The organism is Plantactinospora sp. B6F1 (assembly GCF_040120695.1).
Taxonomy (GTDB): domain Bacteria; phylum Actinomycetota; class Actinomycetes; order Mycobacteriales; family Micromonosporaceae; genus Plantactinospora.
Window position 1 is genome coordinate 60354 of sequence record NZ_JBEEAC010000001.1, and the last position, 21143, is coordinate 81496.

The 21143-nt window shown below is 71.3% G+C and carries 15 protein-coding genes and 1 pseudogene; 12 read left to right on the top strand and 4 right to left on the bottom strand.

Annotation, left to right across the window (positions count from 1 at the left end; all coding sequences use genetic code 11):
* Positions 1-4: 4 nt before the first annotated feature.
* From ABNF97_RS00225 to ABNF97_RS00260, 8 genes and pseudogenes are all read left to right on the top strand, one after another.
* A pseudogene (locus ABNF97_RS00225) lies at positions 5-2755 on the top strand (non-ribosomal peptide synthetase); the annotation flags it as partial.
* A 213-nt stretch (positions 2756-2968) separates the two neighbouring features.
* Entirely contained in the window at positions 2969-3916 is a 948-nt protein-coding gene (locus ABNF97_RS00230) for an ornithine carbamoyltransferase (RefSeq protein WP_349337560.1), read from the top strand.
* Positions 3913-5409: an MFS transporter gene (locus ABNF97_RS00235; protein ID WP_349337228.1), complete on the top strand. Its 1497-nt coding sequence runs from the start codon at positions 3913-3915 to the stop codon at positions 5407-5409. Before ABNF97_RS00230 ends, ABNF97_RS00235 begins: the two co-directional genes overlap by 4 nt.
* A gap of 110 nt (positions 5410-5519) precedes the next feature.
* On the top strand, positions 5520-6461 hold the full coding sequence (locus ABNF97_RS00240; RefSeq protein ID WP_349337229.1) for a TauD/TfdA family dioxygenase: 942 nt from the start codon (positions 5520-5522) through the stop codon (positions 6459-6461).
* A 49-nt stretch (positions 6462-6510) separates the two neighbouring features.
* The gene (locus ABNF97_RS00245) at positions 6511-7461 is read left to right on the top strand and encodes a TauD/TfdA family dioxygenase (RefSeq protein WP_349337230.1); all 951 of its coding nucleotides are present in this window, start codon (positions 6511-6513) and stop codon (positions 7459-7461) included.
* A gap of 597 nt (positions 7462-8058) precedes the next feature.
* Positions 8059-9849: a fatty acyl-AMP ligase gene (locus tag ABNF97_RS00250; RefSeq protein WP_349337231.1), complete on the top strand. Its 1791-nt coding sequence runs from the start codon at positions 8059-8061 to the stop codon at positions 9847-9849.
* Between the two features lie 79 nt (positions 9850-9928).
* On the top strand, positions 9929-11881 hold the full coding sequence (locus ABNF97_RS00255) for a BTAD domain-containing putative transcriptional regulator (protein WP_130462535.1): 1953 nt from the start codon (positions 9929-9931) through the stop codon (positions 11879-11881).
* A gap of 49 nt (positions 11882-11930) precedes the next feature.
* A complete protein-coding gene (locus ABNF97_RS00260) occupies positions 11931-12686 on the top strand; it encodes an alpha/beta fold hydrolase (RefSeq protein ID WP_130462536.1) in 756 nt (251 codons plus the stop codon).
* 77 nt (positions 12687-12763) lie between these two features.
* Here the strand turns inward: ABNF97_RS00260 and ABNF97_RS00265 are convergent, their stop codons facing one another.
* Positions 12764-13099 carry a hypothetical protein gene (locus ABNF97_RS00265; RefSeq protein WP_349337232.1) on the bottom strand — a complete coding sequence of 112 codons (336 nt, stop codon included), beginning with the start codon at positions 13097-13099 and terminating at the stop codon, positions 12764-12766.
* A 180-nt stretch (positions 13100-13279) separates the two neighbouring features.
* Here ABNF97_RS00265 and ABNF97_RS00270 point away from each other — a divergent pair, with 180 nt between their 5' ends.
* Complete coding sequence (locus ABNF97_RS00270) at positions 13280-14257, top strand: FAD-dependent oxidoreductase (protein ID WP_349337233.1); 978 nt, start codon at positions 13280-13282, stop codon at positions 14255-14257.
* Between the two features lie 20 nt (positions 14258-14277).
* Here the strand turns inward: ABNF97_RS00270 and ABNF97_RS00275 are convergent, their stop codons facing one another.
* From ABNF97_RS00275 to ABNF97_RS00285, 3 genes are all read right to left on the bottom strand, one after another.
* Positions 14278-16305 carry an EAL domain-containing protein gene (locus tag ABNF97_RS00275; RefSeq protein ID WP_130462539.1) on the bottom strand — a complete coding sequence of 676 codons (2028 nt, stop codon included), beginning with the start codon at positions 16303-16305 and terminating at the stop codon, positions 14278-14280.
* A 171-nt stretch (positions 16306-16476) separates the two neighbouring features.
* On the bottom strand, positions 16477-16761 hold the full coding sequence (locus tag ABNF97_RS00280; protein WP_349337234.1) for a hypothetical protein: 285 nt from the start codon (positions 16759-16761) through the stop codon (positions 16477-16479).
* A gap of 137 nt (positions 16762-16898) precedes the next feature.
* Positions 16899-17330, bottom strand: a complete 432-nt coding sequence (locus tag ABNF97_RS00285) for a hypothetical protein (protein WP_130462541.1) — start codon at positions 17328-17330, stop codon at positions 16899-16901.
* Between the two features lie 596 nt (positions 17331-17926).
* On the opposite strand from ABNF97_RS00285, the gene ABNF97_RS00290 reads away from it, so the two are divergent.
* From ABNF97_RS00290 to ABNF97_RS00300, 3 genes are all read left to right on the top strand, one after another.
* Positions 17927-19213, top strand: coding sequence for an ABC transporter substrate-binding protein (locus tag ABNF97_RS00290; protein ID WP_349337235.1), 1287 nt, complete (start codon positions 17927-17929; stop codon positions 19211-19213).
* On the top strand, positions 19210-20181 hold the full coding sequence (locus tag ABNF97_RS00295; protein WP_502930427.1) for a carbohydrate ABC transporter permease: 972 nt from the start codon (positions 19210-19212) through the stop codon (positions 20179-20181). Before ABNF97_RS00290 ends, ABNF97_RS00295 begins: the two co-directional genes overlap by 4 nt.
* Positions 20182-20296: 115 nt before the next feature.
* A complete protein-coding gene (locus ABNF97_RS00300) occupies positions 20297-21136 on the top strand; it encodes an ABC transporter permease subunit (protein WP_130462543.1) in 840 nt (279 codons plus the stop codon).
* Positions 21137-21143: the final 7 nt, after the last annotated feature.

The following is a 21143-nucleotide window of genomic DNA, read 5'->3' on the forward strand; positions in this document are numbered from 1 at the left end:
CAGGATGAGTCGATCGGTGCACCACGTAATCGAGGCACAGGCCGCGGCCACCCCGAAGTCGGTGGCGGTGGTCCAGGGTGGCGAGCGGGTCCGGTACGCCGAACTCGACGCGCTGGCGAACCGGTACGCCCGGCACCTGCGGGCGGCCGGGGTCGGGCCGGAGGCGGTGGTCGGGGTGCTGTTGCCCCGGGAGCCGTCGCTGCTGGCCTGGCTGCTGGCGGTCTGGAAGACGGGCGCCGCCTACGTGCCGCTGGACCCGGACCTGCCGCCGGAACGGCTCGGCTACATGCTGGAAACCGCCGGGGCGGAGCTGGTGGTGAGCGAGTCACGGCTGGTCGGCCGGCTGGACGGGGTCTACTCCGGCCGGCACGTCCTCGCCGACCGGGACTCCGACGTGATCGAGTCCCGGCCGGCGGAACCGGTGTCCCGCCGTGACGACCAGCACCAACTGGCGTACATCATCTTCACCTCCGGTTCGACGGGCCGGCCCAAGGGCGTACAGGTCTCGCACCGCGCGCTGCTGAACCTGCTCTTCTCGATGCGGCGGCTGCTCGACGCCGACAGCGATGACGTCTGGCTCGCCGCGACCTCGCTCTCCTTCGACATATCCGGGCTGGAGCTGTACCTTCCGCTGGTCACCGGCGGCCGGCTGGTGCTGGCCGACGATGACGAGGTGGGGGACAGCGGCGAACTGCTCGGCCTGCTGGACCGCTTTCCGGTGACCCACGTCCAGGCGACGCCGTCCGGCTGGAAGCTGCTGCTGGACGCCGGATTCGCGGAGCGGCCGGTGGTCGGGCTGGTCGGCGGCGAGGCGCTGCCGCCGGTGCTCGCCGGTGAACTGCGCGGCCGGGTGAAGCGACTCGTCAACGTCTACGGTCCGACCGAGACGGCCATCTGGTCGACCACCTGGGAGGTGCCCGGCGACGTCGAGGTGGTGCCGATCGGCCGACCCATCGCCAACACCCGGACCTACGTGCTGGACCGGGATCTCCAGCCGGTCGCGCTCGGCGTCGTCGGCGAGCTGTACATCGCCGGTGACGGCGTCGCCCGGGGGTACGTCAACCGCCCGGAGCTGACCGCCGAGAAGTTCCTGCCGGAGCCGTTCGGCAGGGCAGCCGGGAGCCGGATGTACCGCACCGGCGACCTGGTCCGGTACGGGCCGGGCGGCAACCTGGAGTTCCTGGGCCGGGCGGACCACCAGGTGAAGATCCGGGGGCACCGGATCGAGCTGCCCGAGATCGAGGAGCGGCTGCTCGCCCATCCGAGCGTCCGCAACGGTGTGGTGGTGGCCCGGGAGGACACCGGCGGCGAGAAGTGGCTCGCCGGCTACGTCGTACCGGTGGACGGCCGGCCGATCGAGCCGACCGAGCTGCGGGAGTTCCTGGCCGCGGCGCTGCCCGGCTACATGGTGCCGGCCGCGTTCGTCTCCCTGGACGCGCTGCCGCTGAACTCGGCCGGCAAGGTGGACCGGCGGGCCCTTCCGGCGCCGGAGCGGACCTCGTTCGGCGGGGAGCGGGAGTTCGTGGCGCCGCGCACCGAGACCGAGCGGCGGATCGCCCGGGTCTGTGTCGAGGTGCTCGGCATCGACCGGGTGGGTGTGCACGACAGGTTCTTCGACCTGGGCGCCGACTCGATGCGGATCGTGCAACTCGTCACCGCCGCCCGGAAGGCCGGACTCCCGGTCTCGTTGCGGATGTTGTACCAGCACGGCACGGTCGCCGAGCTGGCCGTCGCCCTCGGCGCGCCGGCCCCGGCCAGTGTCCTGGTCGAACCGACCCAGCTTCTCCCCGTCGTCGAGCCCGGGAAGGCCGAGGGCGGTCCGTCGCCGCTGCCCATCATGTCCGCACACCACGTGCCAGGGGCGAGTGTCGCGCTGGTCCGGGCCGGCCAGGTCGCCGAGGTACGCGGCTACGGCGTACTGGTCGCCGGCGGAGCCGAGCCGGTCACCCCGGAGACCCCGTTCCAGGTCGCCTCGATCAGCAAGCACGTCACCGCGCTCGGGGTACTCCGGCTGGTCCGCGAGGGGCGGCTGGAGCTGGACGTCGACGTGAACCGGTATCTGACCTCGTGGCGGGTGCCGGACGGACCCGGGCCGGTCACCGTACGGCACCTGCTGGCGAACGTCTCCGGCCTCTCCACCAGCCCGAACACCGGGTACGCCCCGACCGAGCCGGCACCGTCCCTGCTCGACGTGCTGTACGGCCGCCCGCCCGCGACATCCGAGCCGGTCCGGCCCGACCTGGCCCCGGGGGAGTCGTTCCGGAAGACCAACAGCCACTACGCGGTGTTGCAACAGGTGCTGGTCGACCTGACCGGGGAACCTTTCCCGGAGCTGATCGACCGGCTCGTCCTCGCACCGCTGGGCATGACCGGCAGCAGCTTCGACCCGGCGTTCCCGGCCGACCCGGCCCGACGGGTAGCGCTCGGGCACGACGCGCACGGGGTACCCGTACCCGGTGGCTGGCGTAACCGCCCGGCGCTGGCCGCCGGGGGTCTCTGGACGACCGCCGCGGACCTGGCCCGGGTGCTGGTCGAGATCCACCGCGCGCACCGGGGCGGCGGTGAGCTGCTCACCCCGGGGCTCGCCGCCGAACTGGTGGCGGTCGCCTCGCCGGGCAGCTTCTACGGTCTCGGCACGGTCGTCGACGACACCGCGCCGGACCTGGAGTTCGGCCATCCGGGCGAGACGGTCGGCTACCGGGCGATGACCCTGGGCCGGCTCCGGGCCGGCGACGGCTTCGTGGTGCTGACCAACTCCGAGTCCGGCAAGGCGGTGCAGTCGTTCGTCGCCACCGAGCTGGCCGGCTGGGCCGAGCGGCCCGGCGGTGCAGAGCCGACCGGTTACGCCGCGGTCGGCGACGGCGAGACCATCCGGGTCGGGGAGCCGGCCGGCCGTCCCGGCCTCGCCGCCGACCGGGCCGGGGACGTGCCGCCGGCCGGCGGCACGGTGCGGGAGGAGGCGCGGGCGGTGCGGCATCTGATTTCGATCAACGACCTGACCGACGAGGACCTGCGGTCCATCGTCGCCCGGGGGGTACGGTTCCGGTCCGGGCGGGCCCGGCGGGAGCGGCCGCTCGACGGCGACGTGGTCGGCGTCTACTTCAGGAAGACCTCGACCAGGACCCGGACCGCGTTCTCCAGCGGTGCGCTGCGGCTCGGGGCGCAGATCGTCGCGTACGGGCCGGACGATCTCCAGCTCAACACCGGCGAGACGTACGCCGACACCGGTCGGGTGATGTCCCGGATGCTCGACGCGCTGGTGGCCCGGACCTCGGGCGACCCGGCGGAGCTGCGCCAGCTGGCTGGCCAGGACCGGATGTCGGTGGTCAACGCGATGACCGCCGACGAGCACCCGACCCAGGCGCTGACCGACCTGACCACGATGCTCGACCACTTCGGTCGGATCGACGGGCTGCGGGTGCTCTACGTCGGGGAGGGCAACAACAGCGCCGCCGCGCTCGCCCTGGCCCTGACCCGGTACGCCGGCACCCACCTGGAGCTGCGGACGCCACCCGGCTACGGGTTGACCGAGGAGATCAGGTCGACCGCCACCGCTCAGGCGGCCCGGGGTACCGCGACGATCTGCGAGCGGCACGACATGGCCGAGCTGCCCGCCGGGTTCGACGTCATCTACACCACCCGGTGGCAGACGACCGGCACCAGCAAACCCGACCCGAACTGGCGGGAGATCTTCGCCCCGTTCCAGGTCGGCACCGGGCTCTGGGCCGGCAGTCCGGACGCGGTCTTCATGCACGACCTGCCGGCGCACCGTGGCGAGGAGGTCACCGCCGAGGTGCTGGACGGGCCGGCGAGCATCGCCTTCGAGCAGGCGGAGAACAAGCTGCACAGCGCGATGGCGGTACTGGAGTGGTGCCGTCGTGGTCCGGTCGGCGAACCGCCAGGGACCGGCTCGTGAGCCTCGTGGAGGAGCCCGCCCCGCCATCCGGCGGGGCGGTGCCGCGCGGTGCGCCGTCGGCGCCGTCCACCGCCTCGTCGGCGCCGCCCGGTGTGGCGGTGCCGTCCGATCCCGGCGGGCCGCCCGCGAATCCCGGCGGGCCGCCCGTGCCGAGCGTCCCGCTGCGCCGTAACCGGGACTTCCTGCTGCTCTGGACCGGGGCGGCCGGCACCCTGACCGGGGCGCGGATCACCTCGATCGCGTACCCGATGCTGGTGCTCTGGTACACCGGCTCGGCCGGCAACGCGGGCCTGGTCGGTGCCGCCGCGCTGCTGCCGCACCTGCTCGTGCAGTTGCCGGCGGGCGCGTTCGTGGACCGCTGGGACCGGCGCCGGATGATGATCCTCTGTGACCTGGGTTGTCTCGTCGCCACCGGCAGCGTCGCGGTGGCGGTGCTGTTCGATCGGGTCTGGGTGCCCCAGCTCATGGTCGTGGCGTTCGTGCAGACCAGCCTGACCGTCTTCTACCAGCTTGCCGAGCGGGCCGCCGTCCGGCACCTGGTCCCGGCCGAGCAGTTGCCGGCCGCGCTGACCCAGAACGAGACCCGTGGCCGGGCCGCGGTGCTGATCGGCCAGCCGCTGGGCGGCCTCCTCTTCACCGCTGCCAGGTGGGCGCCGTTCCTGTTCACCACGGTCGCCCACCTCGGTTCGCTGCTGGCGTTGCTGCTGATCCGGCGACCCTTCCAGCAGACCCGGCCGGCGGGCCGCGGTACGCTGCGCGCCGACATCGCCGAGGGCGTTGCCTGGCTCTGGCACCAGCGCTTCCTGCGTACCGTGCTGGGTTACGTCGCGGTCAGCAACGCCGTCTTCCAGGCGCTGACCCTGACCCTGATGGTCACCATCCGCAACGGTGGCGGTTCGGCCGCGCTGGTCGGTGCGGTGATCGGAGCCAGCGGGGTGGGCGGGATGCTCGGCGCGCTGAGCGGGATGTGGTGGATGCGCCGGGCCACCCTGCGGACCCTGGTGGTGGGCGGGCTGGCGGCCTGGGCGCTGACGGTGCCGCTGATGGCGTTCACCACCGATCCGGTCAGCCTGGCGGTGATCTTCGCCGTCAACAGCTACGTCGGCGGTCTGTTCAACGTGGTCGGCGGGGTCTACATGGTACGGATCACCCCGGACCCGATGATGGGCCGGATCGGCGCCGTCGCCACGCTGCTCGCCTCGGGGGCGAACTTCCTCGGCGCGCTGGCCGGCGGGGTGCTGCTGGGCGGTGCCGGGGTCCGGGCGACGGTGCTGGGTCTGAGCGCGGTGATGGCCTCGCTGGTGCTTCTCGCCCTGGTCAGTCCGGCGGTGCGGGGCATCGTCAAGTCCCCGGACAACGCTCGGCTCGTCCGCCGGCTCGGCCGGCACGCCGCGCCGGGCCGCAACGACATCGTCCGGCCGGCAGCCGACTGGTCCGGGAGCGGTGGAGCCGGCGTCGAGCGGTCTGATGGCCGCAGTATCGAGAAAGTATAGATCTTGCCCTCATCCTTGGACTGGATGACGGCTGTGTCACCGACGCATTACCTTCCGATTCCCGCTACCGGTCTCCACCTTCGCGGGAGTCCCCTCGAAGGGAGAGTCCGATGGAAGGTCACCAGACCTGGAGACCGATGGAGATCGACCCGGCGGCCGCCGGGGTCGAGGCGAGTCCGCAGGGGCTGGTCGACTACCTTTCGACCACGCCGGACCTGGCAGAGCTGCTGACCGCGGAGAAGGCGCTGGTCTTCCGGGGCTTCCAGGTGACGGAGGAGACGCTCGACCCGGTCATGGACCGGCTGCTGCCCAACCGCCTGGCGTACGTGCACGGCAACTCGCCGCGCACCAAGGTGGGGAAGAACGTCTACACCTCCACCGAGTACCCGCCCGAGTTCACCATCTCGATGCACAACGAGCTGTCGTACGCGCACCAGTGGCCGTCCCGGCTGATGTTCTTCTGCCACACGGCCGCGGAGACCGGCGGCGCCACTCCGGTGGTCGACGGTGTCCGGTGGCTGGAGTCCCTGGACCCGGAGGTACGCGCCGCGTACGCCGGCGGGGTGCGCTACACCCAGAACCTGCACGACGGCTTCGGCCTCGGCAAGAGCTGGCAGGACACCTTCGAGACCGCCGACCGGGACGAGGTCGAGGCGTTCCTGAGCAGCACCGAGGCGAGCTGGGAGTGGAAGCCCGACGGCGGGCTGCGGGTCACCCAGGACCGCCCGTCCACCACCCGGCACCCGGTGACCGGGACCGAGGTGTGGTTCAACCAGTCGGACCAGTGGCACCCGGCGGCGCTCGGTGACGAGACCGCGAAGTCGCTGGCCGAGGTGCTCCCGCCGGACGAGTTGCCGCAGTCGGTCACCTTTGCCGACGGCACCCCGATCCCGGACGAGTACGTCATCCAGGTCCGCGACCGTGGGCTGGAGAGCGCCGTCGACGTCGACTGGCGGCAGGGCGACGTGCTCTTGATCGACAACGTACTGGTCGGCCACGGCCGGCGCCCGTTCACCGGACGGCGTCGGGTCCTGGTGGCGATGTCCGACTGATCCTTTCCCGACCTGAACCGCGGGCTCGTCCAGACGAAGGACTCCGACCATGACTCTCTCCACCACTGACACCGGAACAATGCCGCACCTGGTCACCCGCGAGTCGGCCGGCGCCGAGATCGGGGAGCTGATCCGGGCCGATCGCGCCGGCCTGCGGAGGATTCTCAACGAGCGGGGTGCGCTGCTGCTGCGCGGCTTCTCCGTCGGCGGCGTGGACGGCTTCGACGCGGTGGTACGCGCGCTCTCCGGCCCGCCGCTGACCTATTCGGAGCGCTCCTCGCCGCGTAGCACCATCAAGGGCCAGGTCTACACCTCGACCGACTATCCGCCGGAAGAGGAGATCTTCCTGCACAACGAGAACTCCTATCAGGCGGTGTGGCCGCTCACCCTCTACTTCTACTGCCGCCAGGCGCCGGCCACCCGGGGCGCGACCCCGCTGGCCGACATCCGCAAGGTGTATCGGGCGATCGACCCGACGATCCGGGAGGAGTTCGTCCGGCGGGGCTGGATGGTGGTGCGCAACTTCCACGGCTCGTTCGGCACATCCTGGCAGCAGATCTTCAACACCGACGACCGGGTGGCCGTCGCCGAGTACTGCGCCGGCAACGGGATCGAGACCGAGTGGCGGGACGGCGGCGGGCTGCGGACCCGGGCGGTCCGCAAGCCGGTGCACACACATCCGGTCAGTGGCGAGACGGTGTGGTTCAACCACGCGACGTTCTTCCACGTGACGACGTTGCCGAAGGACGTCCGGGAGGGGGTCCTGGAGATGTTCGACGAGGAGGACCTGCCGACGAACACCTACTACGGCGACGGGGCGCGGATCCCGGACGACGTCATCGCCCACCTGCGCGACTGCTACCGGGCCGCGACCGTACGGTTCGACTGGCAGTACGACGACGTGCTGGTGGTGGACAACATGCTCGCGGCGCACGGTCGCGAGCCGTTCACCGGCCCTCGGCAGATCGCGGTGGCGATGGCGGAGCCGTCGAACGCCTGACCAAGTAGCCGAAACGGTTGACTCAGTTAGCCGAAACGGTTGACCCGGCGAGTCGAAACGTCTGACCCAACAAGCGGAGCCCGCCTCCGGCAGCCCCATGGCCGCCCGGGCGGGCTTCTCGCGTGGCGCGTCCGCTATTTCCCGACTCCGCCGCGGGGCCCGTTCCGGCCATGGATCGCCCGGTTACGGACGAGAATGTGAAACTGTCTTGTCTTATAGATACGCGACCGTATCCCCGCGACGCCCGCCTATGTTGTCTGCTTCGACAAAGAAGTGGAAGTGTCCCGACCGAACCGGGCCAATTGCCCTGGTGAGCGGGACATTGCGGCAACGTGGAACGAGGTTACTTTTCGGTAGTAAAGACCCGGGCCCGATAAGTGGCAGGATGTTTTCCAGATGCTTCGCGCAAAGTTCTTATCGGTGTCTCCAACCTGACTTGATTGAATATGCGTGCACCGATATCGTAGGCGGAACCGTCCGTGAGCGTTTGGGGAGATCTGGCGTCCGCGGTCGTGGCCCCCGGAGCCGGTCGCTCATTGGGTGGTCCGCCGTGGTTGGCCACGCTTCCCGTAGCCAACATTTTGGGGGGAAATGCGGGTGGGAATCGTGGGTTTGGTGGAGCGGGTCGCCCGACGCGCCGACCAGGATCCGGACCGGGAGGCTGTTGTCCTCCTCCGCTGGGGCGAACGTGAGGAGCATTCGGAATCTTTGTGTTACGGCGAGCTGGACCGGGCAGCCCGGGAGTTGGCCGGCCGCCTGCGGGACCGGTGCCGTCCGGGTGATCGGGCACTGCTGCTCTATCCGACCGGCCTCGAGTTCGTCAAAAGCATCCTGGGCTGCATGTACGCCGGGATCGTGCCGGTGCCGGCCCCGCTGCCCAACGGGGACAAGCACCACCTCATGCGGGCCACCGGGATAGCGCTGGACTCCGATCCGCGCATCGTGTTGACCGACAGCGCGAGCCTGGTCACCGTCTCGGACTGGATGAGTCAGGACGGGCTGGACCGGCTGCTGTGTACCGCCACCGACATCGCCGGGCCGGCCGCCCCGGGTGCGTGGGACGGCCCTACACACATCAGTCCGGGCGGGCTCGCGCTGCTGCGCTACACCACGGGCTCCACGAGCGATCCGAAAGGCGTAATGATCAGCCATGGCAACCTGACGCACAACTTCGAGATATTTCGGGACGCTTTTTCCCTGACGCCCGAGGACCGTTCCCTTGGGTGGCTGCCATTGCACGACGGTGCCGGCCTGATCGAAATGCTGCTCGAACCGCTCTATCGCGGTGCCACCACCGTGCTCATGGCGGCCGACGATTTCTTTACTGATCCGGTCCGCTGGTTGAAAGCTATTGACAAATACGATGTACGGCTCAGTTCCGCACCCGGCTTCGCGTACCGGTTGTGTGCGCGGGAGGTGACCGACGAGCAGGTCAGGGGCGTGGACCTGACCCGCTGGGAGCACGCCTGCGTCGGCGGCGCCGACCCGATCGAACCCGAGCCCCTGATCGAATTCGCCGACCGGTTCGCGCCGGCCGGCTTCCGTCGCGAGGCGGTCCGGGTGGGCTATCACATCGCCGAGTCGACACTGTTCGTGTCCGGTACCCGCCCCGGTCGTCCGCTCGCATTGGAAAGGTTCGATCCGAGCCGGTTGGAACAGAACATTCTGTTGCCGGCGGCGGCCGATGCGGCCACGGCGAGATCGCTCGTCAGCAGTGGCACGGTGAACGGTCTCGACGTCAGGATCGTCGACCCGGACACCGCCGCCGTGCTACCCGACGGGCGACTCGGCGAGATCTGGATCCGGGGCCGGAGCGTGGCCCGCGGCTACTGGCGGCGGGCGGTGGAGAGCGACCGGGTCTTCGGGGCGACCACCGCCGACGGCGAGGGCGGTTACCTGCGCACGGGTGATCTCGGGGTCTGGGCCGGTGCCGAGCTCTACGTGCTGGGTCGGATGCGGGAGATGCTCGTCATCGGCGGGCGGAGCCTCTACCCGCACGACATGGAGAAGGCGGTACGCATCTCCGACACCCGCTTCGCCGACCTGACCGGTACGGTCTTCGCGGTGCCGTCGCCCCGGCAGGAGATCGTCGTCCTGCACGAGGTCCAGGCGGAGCCGGTCGACCCGGCCACGCTGTCGTCACTGGCCCGCGCCGTCAAGGACTGGCTCAGCCGATGCTTCGGGGTGCGGGTGGCCAACGTGGCCTTCCTGCGCCCCGGCAAGGTCCGCAAGTCGCCCGGTGGCAAGGTGCAGCGGGCGCTGATGCGGGAGCTGTTCATGGCCGACGCCCTCGACCCGGTCTACGAGGACCTGGACATCGAGACGCGGCGCCGCTACCGCGCCGTCGGCCGGCCGCTCGCGGTGGGCCACGGCAAGGACTTCCGATGAGCCGCGGCGGGCGGCTTGCGTCCGTTCGCGACTGCGGGGCTCCGCTGCGCTACGCTCCTCGCGCTCACCGGAGGTCCTGATGTTCGGAACCCCGCCGACTCCGGCGCCGCCCGATCCCACCGACCCGGAGCTGGCCGACCATTCCCGGTCGAGGGGGATGGAATTCCGGATCCTCGGCTCGGTCGAGGTGGTCGACTCGACCGGCGTGGTCGAGCTCAGCGCGTCCAAGGTGCGCACCGTGCTCGCCGTACTGCTGCTGGCGCGGGGGCGGGTGGTCTCCGACTCGCGACTCGCCGTCGTGCTCTGGGGGGACGACCCGCCGGTCACCGCCGCCGCGCAGATCCAGACGTACGTCTCCCGGCTGCGCGCCAAGCTCGCCCCGGACGCCGAGATCGTCCGGCAGCGCCCCGGTTACGTACTTCGGGTCGCGCCCGAGCGGTTCGACCTGGTGCGTTTCGAGCAACTCGCGGCGCGCGGCCGGGACGCTCTCGCCGAGAGTCGGCCGGCCGACGCCGCCGCGGCGCTGCGCGGCGCCCTCGCGCTCTGGCGCGGTCCCGCCCTCGCCGGGGTGACCGAGTTCCTCAGCGACGCGGAGCGGCCCCGCCTGGAGGAGGCGCGGCTGGCCGTGCTCGGCGACCGGATCGACGCCGAACTGGCGCTCGGCCAGCACGGGCGGCTGGTCGTCGAACTGACCGGACTGGTCGCCGTGGAACCGCTGCGCGAGCAGTTGCGCAGCCAGCTCATGCTGACGCTCTACCGCTGCGGTCGGCAGGCCGACGCGCTGGCCAGCTACCAGGACTACCGGCACCTGCTGGCCGAGGAACTCGGCATCGATCCGGGACGCGAACTACAGGACCTGCACAAGTCCATCCTGGCCGCCGAGCCGTCGCTCACCCTGCCGGCATCCGAGGCCCGGGTGGTCGTCCGGCACACCCCGGCCGAGCCGCTGCCGGCCCGGCTCCCTCCGGATGTCGCCGACTTCACCGGCCGCGACCGGGAGGCCGCCCAGGTGGTCGCGCTGCTGCGGACCCGGGCGGACAACGGCGGGCGGCGGCTCGCCTGCGTCATCGGCGGGATGGCCGGGCTGGGCAAGACGGCCCTGGCGATCCACGTCGGCCACCTGCTGCGGTCGTCGTACCCGGACGGGCAGATCTATCTCGACCTGCGCGGTGCCGGACCGCAGCCGGCGGACCCCGCCGATCTGCTCGGCACCATCCTGCGGGCGCTCGGCACCGAGGCGTCCGAGGTCCCGCCGTCGATGGCGGAACGGATCCAGCTCTACCAGAGCCGGCTGGCCGGGCGCCGGGTGCTGGTGCTGCTCGACAACGCCGCCAGCGAGCAGCAGGTGCGCCCGCTGCTGCCGGAGAGCCCGACCTGCGCGGCGATGGTGACCAGCCGGGCCCGGCTGGCGGCGCTGGAGGGCGTACCCCTGATCGACCTGGACGTCCTCGAACACCAGCAGGCGCTGGAGCTGCTCTCCAAGATCGTCGGTGCCGCCCGGGTGGCAGCCGAGCCGGAGGCCGCGGTACGCATCGTCGAGCTCTGCGGCCACCTGCCGCTCGGGGTACGCATCGCGGGTGCCCGGCTCACCGCGAAGCCGCACTGGCGGCTCGCCCGGCTCGCCGACCGGCTCTCCAGTCAGCGCCGCCGGCTCGACGAACTCCGGATCGGCGACCTGGAGGTCCGGGCCAGCGTGGCGCTGAGCCTGCAGGGCCTGGGCGAGCCGGCCCGGCGCGCCTTCCGGCTGCTGGCCCTGTTGGACGCGCCCCGGTTCGCCATCTGGACCGCCGCGGTGCTGCTCGACGTCACCCTCGCCACCGCGCGGGAACTGCTGGAACAACTGGTCGACGCCCGACTGCTCGACGTCACCCAGGTCGACGGTTCGAGCCAGGCCCGGTACTTCTTCCACGACCTGGTCCGGGCACTCGCCCTGGAGCAGGCCGCCGACGAGGAGACGGCCGACGAGCGGTACGCGGCGCTGGACCGGACGTTCGGCAGCCGGTCAGGACCGGGTACGAAGGAGAACGGGTGACCGTCCGGCTCCGCCAGAGCACACTCCAGCACGGGAAAGGGCTGCACCGGTGAGCACGTACGGCAGGGTCACGAACGCCTGGTTCCTCCGCTTCGGAGCCGCACCCCGGGCCACGGTCCGGCTGGTCTGCTTTCCACACGCGGGCGGCGGGGCGGCCGGATACCGGCGCTTCGCGGAACTCGTCCCCGACCCGATCGAGGTGGTCGCGGTCCAGTATCCCGGCCGGCAGAACCGGTACGGCGAGCCGGTCATCGAGGAGATGACGGTACTGGTCGACGAGATCGTCGCGGCGGTCGAGCGGGAACTGACCGGGCCGGTGGTCTTCTTCGGGCACAGCATGGGTGCCGTGGTCGCCTTCGAGGTGGCCCGCCGGCTACGGAACAGCGACTCGTTGACGGTTCGCCGACTCTTCGCGTCGGCCGGTCCGGCGCCGTCGGCCCGGCGGTCGATCGGGGTGCACCTGCGCGACGACGACGGGGTGCTCGCCTACCTCCGGGAACTCGGCGGCGCCGGCGTGGAACTGCTGGAACTCGACGAGATTCGGCAGTTGACCCTGCCGATGGTCCGGAGCGACCTGCGGCTGATCGAGACCTATCAGTATGCGGCCGGTGAGCCGCTGAACTGTCCGGTCACCGCGATCGTCGGGGACCGGGACCACACCTTCACCACCGCCGACGCGCGTCGCTGGGTGGTGCACACCAGCGCCGGGCTCGACGTGCATTCGCTGCCCGGCGGGCACTTCTATCTCGACGACCAGGCCGACCGGCTCGTCCCGCTGCTGGTCGAGCGGATCCTGCCCCGGTAGGGCCGGGCAGGAACCGGCTCGCTCCGGGGGGCGCGGTCATCGCGTCACAGGACCGGTCGAACGCGATCGGCGAGCGGTCACCGCTCCTCGCCACCGGGGCCACCGTCGCCGTCGTCCCGGGGGAGGTAGCGCCGCACCCGGATGCCGTGGCCGTGTGCGCGGATGCCGTCTGCGGCGGCGATGGCGGCGACGGGATCGGTGAGGAAGTCGAGCGCGACCGCGGTGTCACCCTCGATGCGGCTGCGCATCCGCTCCAGACCCTCGGGGGTGCTGGACGCCACCGCATCCAGCTTGGCCAGCGCCGCCGCCCGGAGCCGGTAGTCGTTCTCCACCTCGACGACGACCTCGGACACCACCACGTAGCGCTGGGTCCGGGTGGAAGCGCCGAGATCGCGGTCCATCTCTTCCTTCACGGTCCCGAGCATAGTCGTACCTTTCATGCGCAGAAACCCTCATTGATCCCTCGTCAAGCGAGTTTATTTACTTACGGGCTTCCAGCGCGGTTTAGGGGTCTTCCTGTATGGACTTGGAGTGATATTTCGACTACCCTGCGGGAGGTTGTCACCGGCAGTATCGACCGGCAGGCTGGTCGGATGCGGGACGTCGTGGTGCTCGGCGCAGGGGTGGTCGGTCTGACCACCGCGATACGGCTGGCCGAGGCCGGTGCCCGGGTGGCGGTGCTGAGCGCCGACGAGCCCGCCGACACCGTCTCCCGGGTCGCCGCCGCGGTCTGGTACCCGACCCGGACCAGTGGCGATTCCCGGGTGCTGGGCTGGGCGCGGCGCACCTTCGAGGTGCTCGCCGGACAGGCCCGGCAGGCGGTGCCGGGGGTGGTGATGCGACCGACCCGGATGCTGCTGCGCGAGCCGGTCACCGGGGATCCGTGGTGGGCCCCGGCGGTGCCCGACTTCCGGGCCGTCGCACCCCCGCCCGGGTACGCCGGACAGTGGCGGTTCACCGTGCCGACCGTCGAGATGGGCCCGTACCTGGAGTGGCTGGTCGACCGGCTCGCCCGGCGGGACGTGCCGGTGCGCCGGTACCGGGTGGACCGGCTCGCCGACGTGCCCGGGATCGCCACCGAGGCGTTGCCGTCGGCGCGGCGGGCACCGCTGGTGGTCAACGCGACCGGGCTGGCCGCCGGGAAACTCGCCGACGATCCGGCCGTGCACCCGATCCGGGGCCGGATCGTGCTGGTCGGCAACCCCGGCCTGACCGCCTCGGTACGCGACGAGCAGAACCCGGCCGGCATCACCTACGTACACCCGCGCAGCCGGGACGTGGTGCTGGGTGGCACCTTCGAGCCGTACCGGACGGAGACCGGACCGGACGACGAGGTCGGGGCGGCGATCCTGGCCCGATGCGTCGCACTGGTCCCGGAGCTGGCCGGAGCGCCGGTGCTCGGGCAGCTCGCCGGGCTGCGGCCCGGCCGGCTCGGCGGAGCCCGGCTGGCCGAGGACGCCTCCGGGCTGGCCGGACCGGCCCGGCTGATCCACAACTACGGGCACGGCGGGGCCGGCGTCACCCTGGGTTGGGGTTGCGCCGACGAGGTGATGGCGCTGGCCGTCGGCTAGCGGCCCGGGACGGTGTGCGGCTACCGGGTGGTGGTCGCGGAGACCCCGCCCCGGGCGATGGTGCGGGCCATCAGCTCACGCAGCGGCTCCGGGCGGCCCAGGTGGTATCCCTGGCCCCGGTCGACGCCGAGTCCGCGCAGCACCGGCACCAGCTCGGGCCGGTCGATGTGCTCGGCGACCGTCCGCATTCCGAGCCCGTGCGCGGCCCTGACCACCGCGTCGATCAGAATCGGGTCGGAACCGCCGTGGTCCGCCTGCCGGACGAACTCGCCCGCGATCTTCACGGCGGTGAACGGCAGGTGCTTGAGGTAGACGAAGGAGCCGTACCCGGCACCGAAGTCGTCCAGGCTGAACCGGCAGCCGGCCGAGGTGAGCGTCGAGGCCAGCCGGCGGGCCGCGGCCAGGTTGGCGATGGCGGTGGTCTCGGTGATCTCCAGCCCGAGCTGGGTCGCCGGTACGCCGACGGCGGCCAGGGTGCCGACCACCCAGTCCCCGAAGCTCGGGTCCTCCAGTGAACGGCTGGAGATGTTCACGTCCAGCCGCAGCTCCACCCCGGCGGCCCGGGCCGAGGCGAGTGCGCGGGTGGCCGTCTCCACCACCCAGCGGTCCAGCTCGTAAATCATGTCACCGCTCTCCAGCGCCGGCAGGAAGTCGCCCGGGCCGATCTGCCGGTGCTGGTCGTCGCGAACCCGCATCAGCAGCTCGTAGCTGCGTACCCGGTCGTCGCCGAGGTCGATGATCGGCTGGGCGTCGAGCTGCAGCTGGCCGGTGTCCAGCGCACGCCGTACCCGGGAGACGAGGTCGACCCGCTGGGCGGCCAGCCGCTGCTGCTCCGGGGCGAAGAGTCGGGCCCGGTTGCGGCCCTCGCCCTTGGCCTGGTACAGCGCCAGGTCGGCGTGGGCGAGCAACAGCGCGTCGTCGTCGGCGGCGTCCAGCGGGGCGGCGCCGATGCTCAACGTGACCCGCAGCGGCTCGCCGCGCACCGCCAGCGGGGTACGGGCGACCAGGTCGCAGAGCCCGGCCCCGACCGCGAGTGCCCGGTCGGCGTCGCAGCAGGGCAGCAGGACGGCGAACTCGTCCCCGCCGAGCCGGCCGAGTACCGCCTCGGCGGGCAGGTGGTCGGGGAGCAGCCGGGCCAGCAGCCGGAGCACCTCGTCGCCGATGGCGTGCCCGCGCAGGTCGTTGATGTCCTTGAAGTTGTCGATGTCGATCAGGAGCAGTGCGGCCGGCGCCGCGTCGCCGCCGGTCAGCTCGCTCATCCGGGCGGTCAGGGCCCGCCGGTTCGGCAGCCCGGTCAGCGGGTCGTGTTCGGCCAGGTACGCCAGCTCGTCCTGGACCTGCCGGATCTCGGTGATGTCGTGTGCGGTGCCGAGCATCCGCAGCGGTCGGCCGGACTCGTCGGTGAAGACCTCGCCGTAGCACTCCAGGACGCGCATCTGGCGGCTGTTCGCCAGGTACATCCGATGGGTGTAGGTGAACGAGTTTGCCTCCCGGATCGCCTGCTCCAGCGTCGCCTCGATCACTCCGAGGTCGTCCGGATGCACCATCGTCCGGTAGGTCGGGTAGTCGAGCGCGGTCTCCGGGTCCAGCCCGATCATGGCCTTCAGGGTGGGTGACCAGACCACCTGGTCAGTGGGGAGGTGCCACTCCCAGGTGCCGACCCGGGCCAGCTGCTCGATGTGGGACAGCCGCCAGGCGTAGTCGTCGGCACGGCGCCGGTCGGCGCGCTGCTCGGTGACGTCGGCCAGCTCGTACACCAACCGGCCGTCCGGCTCCGCGGCGGCGCGCGGCAGCGACGGCAGCCGTCGGCACGTCACCCGCAGGTGCCGGACCGCGCCGTCGGCGGTCAGGCAGCGCAGCTCGACCGGCGGCCCGTCCGGGGTGGCCGTGCCGAACGGCAGCGAGCCGATGTCCGCGCCGATCAGCTGGCCGAGTCGCTGCGCCGCCCGGTTGTACCAGGTCACCTCGCCGGTCTCGGCGGTGGTCAGCAGGGCAGTGGAGGTGGTGTCGAGCACCGCGGCGGGCACACTGGACGGCAGCGCGGGCACTGGGCCTCCCGTAGAGATCGACCGGATCGGGTGCAGCGGACGCGGGACGCGGACGGTCGGCCGTGACGGCGCACTGAGTGTACGGAGGCCGGAGCCGCACGGCCAGCGTCCCTACGCCGACAGTCGTCGATCTTGCCGGTCCCCGGCGCGGTCACCGGTCCCCGGGCACGGTCAGGGGGATCCGGAGGCGTCCCGGCGGACGATCGCCACGGCCACCCGGCAGAACTCGTCCATGTCCGGGGTGAATCCGTCGGCGATGTCGGGATGCAGCCCCGCCCGGGTCTCGTCGAGCAGCCGCCGACAGACCTCCTCGACCGGTTCACCGGCGTAGTCGGCCCGGACCCGGTCGGTCGCCGCGCGCAGCGCGGAGCTGAGCTGTTCCTCCAGGGGCCCCCGCAGGTGCTGCCGCGCCGGGTCGAGCCCGGTCGAATCGAGCGTGACGTATGGCTCCGACATGGCCGCTCCTCTCGTCGCCGGTGCCGTTGCCCGTCGGTCCCCGTCACCCGTCGGTCACCGACGCGTACCCAGCGCCCGGTGGCGGCCAAACCGGATCCGGCGCACCGGTGCCGACGTCTTCCCCGCCGGCGACCCGCTCACACCACCGGGGGCAGGCTGGTCACCCGCACCAGGTACGACATCTCCTCGGCCGGCTCCTCCCGGTACGAGACCCGCTGGATCTGCCGGTCGTCCACGTAGAGCGCGACGTCGGCGAGCACCCCGAGGTGGGCGAGGCCGATGTCGGCGGCCCGCTTCTTGTCCTGGAGCACGGCGCCGATCCCGCCGATCAGGGTCGCCGCGTCGGAGGTTCGGCGGCCCGGCGGGCAACGCAGGACGATCTCCAGGGCGACCGGCTCGGTCAACGCGGTCCAGCCGCTGCGCTGCGCCGCGGCGCAGGCGGCCTGGAGCAGCGTACGGACCCGGGCGGCCTGCCGATGCCCGGCCGCGAAGATCGAAAGTGCCTCGGTCTTGACCGGTGGTGGCCCGCTGACCTCGAAGGACAGCGTCAGTTCCCGGGTGTTCCGCACGGCGGCACCTCCTCTTGCAGACGATCCCGGGCGAAGGATCGTGGGGACGGGGCGCGTTTCGCCTGTCGGAGCCGGCCGTGCCCAAGGGCCGGACCGGGACGCGTCGTCGGCGACGTGGCCAACTCTTCAGGCGGGTCGGCGTGCTCTTCAGGCGTGTCGGCGTGGCCAACTCCCCCAGACGGGTCGGCATCGACTTCCCCAGACGGGTCGGCATCGACGGCGACCTGCTGGCGCCGGAGGTAGCACCCACGGTAGCGGAGGCGTCGGCCAGCGGGAATACGACAGTGGACCGGAATCGGCTCCGCGGGCGGCTCGACGGCCGTCGGCGCCGAGCGCTGTCGATGTTTCGGCCGCTGGGTCGCGGGGCAGAGGGGGTACTCGACACCTACGCCCGGTCCGGTGGTTCGCTGCGGTTGGTGGCGGGGTGCTTTTCGCCGTGTGCCGGGACGGCTCCGCCCCGGCCGTCGTGGAGAGGGAGGACGGCGCGATGAGCGGTCACCAGGCGCGCGACAGGCGGTCGGTGGGCTGCCACCGGTGGACATGGTCGGCGGAGGCCGATGTCGGCGGAACGGCCGGGCGGGCAGCGGGGTGTGGCGATGACTGAGCCCGAGCGGGTCGGCCCGGGCCGAGGCCGCCGGTTCCGGCTCGCGGCCGCGCTGACGATGCTGACGTTGCTGGGCCCCCTCGCCGCCTGCGGCTCCGGTGACGACGGCGGCATCCCGACGATCAACCTCTACTACACCACCGAACAGAACATCCAGAAGGTGGTCGACGACTGCAACGCCCAGGCGGGCGGACGGTACCGGATCGCGTACCGGGTGCTGCCCCGGGCCGCCGACGATCAGCGGGTGCAGCTGGTCCGGCGGCTGGCCGCCGAGGACTCGGGCATGGACATCCTGGGCCTGGACGTCACCTGGACCCAGGAGTTCGCCAGTGCGGGCTGGCTGCTGGAGTGGACCGGTGAGCGCCGGGCCGAGGCCGAGCGCGGCACCCTGGCCGGTCCGCTGGAGACCGCCCGGTACGAGGGCAGGCTCTACGCCGCTCCGAAGAACACCAACGTGCAGCTCCTCTGGTACCGCTCCGACCTGGTGCCGGAACCGCCGAAGACCTGGGACGAGATGATCCGGATGGCCCAGGAGCTGCGGGGACAGGGCAAGCCGTACCGGGTGATCACGATGGGCGCCCAGTACGAGGGGCTCGTCGTCCTCTACAACACCCTGGTGGCCAGCGCCGGTGGCCAGATCATCAACGACGACGGCAGCAAGGCGGTCTTCGACGACGGCGCCGTCCGGGCGCTGGAGGTGCTGCGGAACTTCGCCACCGCCGGGATCACCACCTCCTCGTTCTCGAACACGATCGAGGACCAGGCGCGGCTCGACTTCCAGTCCGGGGCCGGCGCCTTCCAACTCAACTGGCCGTTCGTCTATCCGGCCATGCAGGAGGCGGATCCGGAGCTGGCGAAGAAGGTCAAGTGGGCCCGCTATCCGGGCGTGGACCCGCAGACCCCGAGCAAGGTGACGATCGGCGGGTTCAACCTGGGAGTCAGCCGGTACACCCGGCATCCCGACGAGTCCTTCGACGCCGCGTCCTGCCTGCGCAACGCCGAGCACCAGAAGTTCTCCGCGATCAACGACGGTGTGCCGCCGACGATCGAGAGTGTCTACGCCGAGCCGGAGATGGCCGAGGCGTACCCGATGCGGGACACCATCCTCGAGGAGCTGAAGGATCCGGCGACCCGGCCGCGCAGCCCGGCGTATCAGAACATCTCGACGGTGCTGTCGGCGCTGCTCTCCCCGCCGTCGTCGATCGACCCGGAGGAGACCGCGGACCGGATGCGCGAGGCGACGCAGGACGCGCTCGACTCCAAGGGGGTGCTGCCGTGAGCACCGAGACCGAGACCTCGACCCCGGTGGACCGGGTCGGCACGGTGCCGGCGCCCCGGCGCGGCCGGGTCGGTCGGGCGGCGGTGAGCGAGGGTAAGCGGGCCGAGCGCAGGCTGGCCTGGCTGCTCTGCGCCCCGGCCGCGCTGGTGATGCTGGCGGTGACCGCCTATCCGATCCTCTACTCCGTCTGGCTGTCGTTGCAGCGCTTCGACCTCAAGTTTCCGGAGGAGCGGGAGTTCATCGGCCTGACCAACTACGTCACCGTACTGACCAACGACTACTGGTGGACCGCGTTCGGGGTGACGATGCTGATCACCGTCGTGACGGTCGCCGTCGAACTCGTGCTGGGCATGGGACTGGCCATCGTGATGCACCGGACCATCGTCGGGCGCGGCCTGGTCCGCACCTCGGCGCTGATCCCGTACGGCATCGTCACGGTGGTCGCGGCCTTCTCCTGGCGGTACGCCTGGACCCCCGGCACCGGATACCTGGCCAACCTCTTCGGTGAGGGGGCGCCGCTGACCGAACGGGCCAGCGCGCTGGCGATCATCATGCTGGCGGAGATCTGGAAGACCACCCCGTTCATGGCGTTGCTGCTGATGGCGGGCCTGGCGCTGGTGCCGGAGGACCTGCTCAAGGCGGCCTCGATGGACGGCGCCACCGCCTGGCAGCGGTTCACCAGGGTCATGTTGCCGGTGATGAAGCCGGCGATCCTGGTGGCGTTGCTGTTCCGCACCCTGGACGCGTTCCGGGTCTTCGACAACATCTTCGTCCTGACGGCCGGGTCGAACGAGACCTCGTCGGTGTCGATGCTCGCCTACAACAACCTGATGCGCGGGCTCAACCTCGGGATCGGGTCGACCATGTCGGTACTGATCTTCCTGGCCGTGGCGATCATCGCGTTCGTCTTCGTGAAACTGTTCGGCACCGCTGCCCCGGGCAGCCCAGACGAGGGAAGCCGCCGGTGAGCGCGAGGAGCGCAGCGAAGCGGAGCCCCGCAGTCGCGATCGGAAGGAGGCGCTGGGTGAGCGCGAGGAGCGCAGCGAAGCGGAGCCCCGCAGTCGCGATCGGAAGGAGGCGCTAATGGCTGCTATCGACACCACGGCCACGGCGAAGTGGCGGTGGGGGCTGCTGGACCTCGTGGTGGTGGTCTTCGCGCTGGTCCCGGTGCTGTGGATCGCCTCGCTGTCGTTCAAGACCACCGGCACGCTCACCGACGGGAACTTCATCCCCCGGGAGTGGACCCTGGACAACTACCGCACGATCTTCTCCACCAACCAGTTCGTCCGGGCCCTGGGCAACTCCATCGGGATCGCCCTGATCGCCACCGCCGTCGCGGTGGTGCTCGGCACCATGGCCGCGTACGCGGTGGCCCGGCTGGACTTTCCGGGTAAGCGGGCCCTGGTCGGGGTCTCCCTGCTGATCGCGATGTTTCCGCAGGTCTCGCTGGTCTCGCCGCTGTTCGAGATCGAGCGGTCGCTCGGGCTCTTCGACACCTGGCCGGGGCTGATCCTGCCGTACATCACCTTCTCGTTGCCGCTGGCCATCTACACGCTCTCGGCGTTCTTCAAGCAGATCCCGTGGGATCTGGAGAAGGCCGCCAAGATGGACGGCGCCACCTCGGGGCAGGCGTTCCGCCGGGTGATCGCGCCGCTGGCCGCGCCCGGGGTCTTCACCACCGCGATCCTGGTCTTCATCTTCTGCTGGAACGACTTCCTCTTCGCGATCTCGCTGACCTCCACCGAGCGGTCCCGCACGGTACCGGTGGCGCTGTCGTTCTTCACCGGGGAGTCGCAGTTCGAGGATCCGACCGGGGCGATCTGCGCCGCCGCCGTGGTGATCACGGTTCCGATCATTCTGTTCGTGCTGTTCTTCCAGCGTCGCATCGTGTCGGGCCTGACGTCCGGCGCCGTCAAGGGGTGAGGTCGCA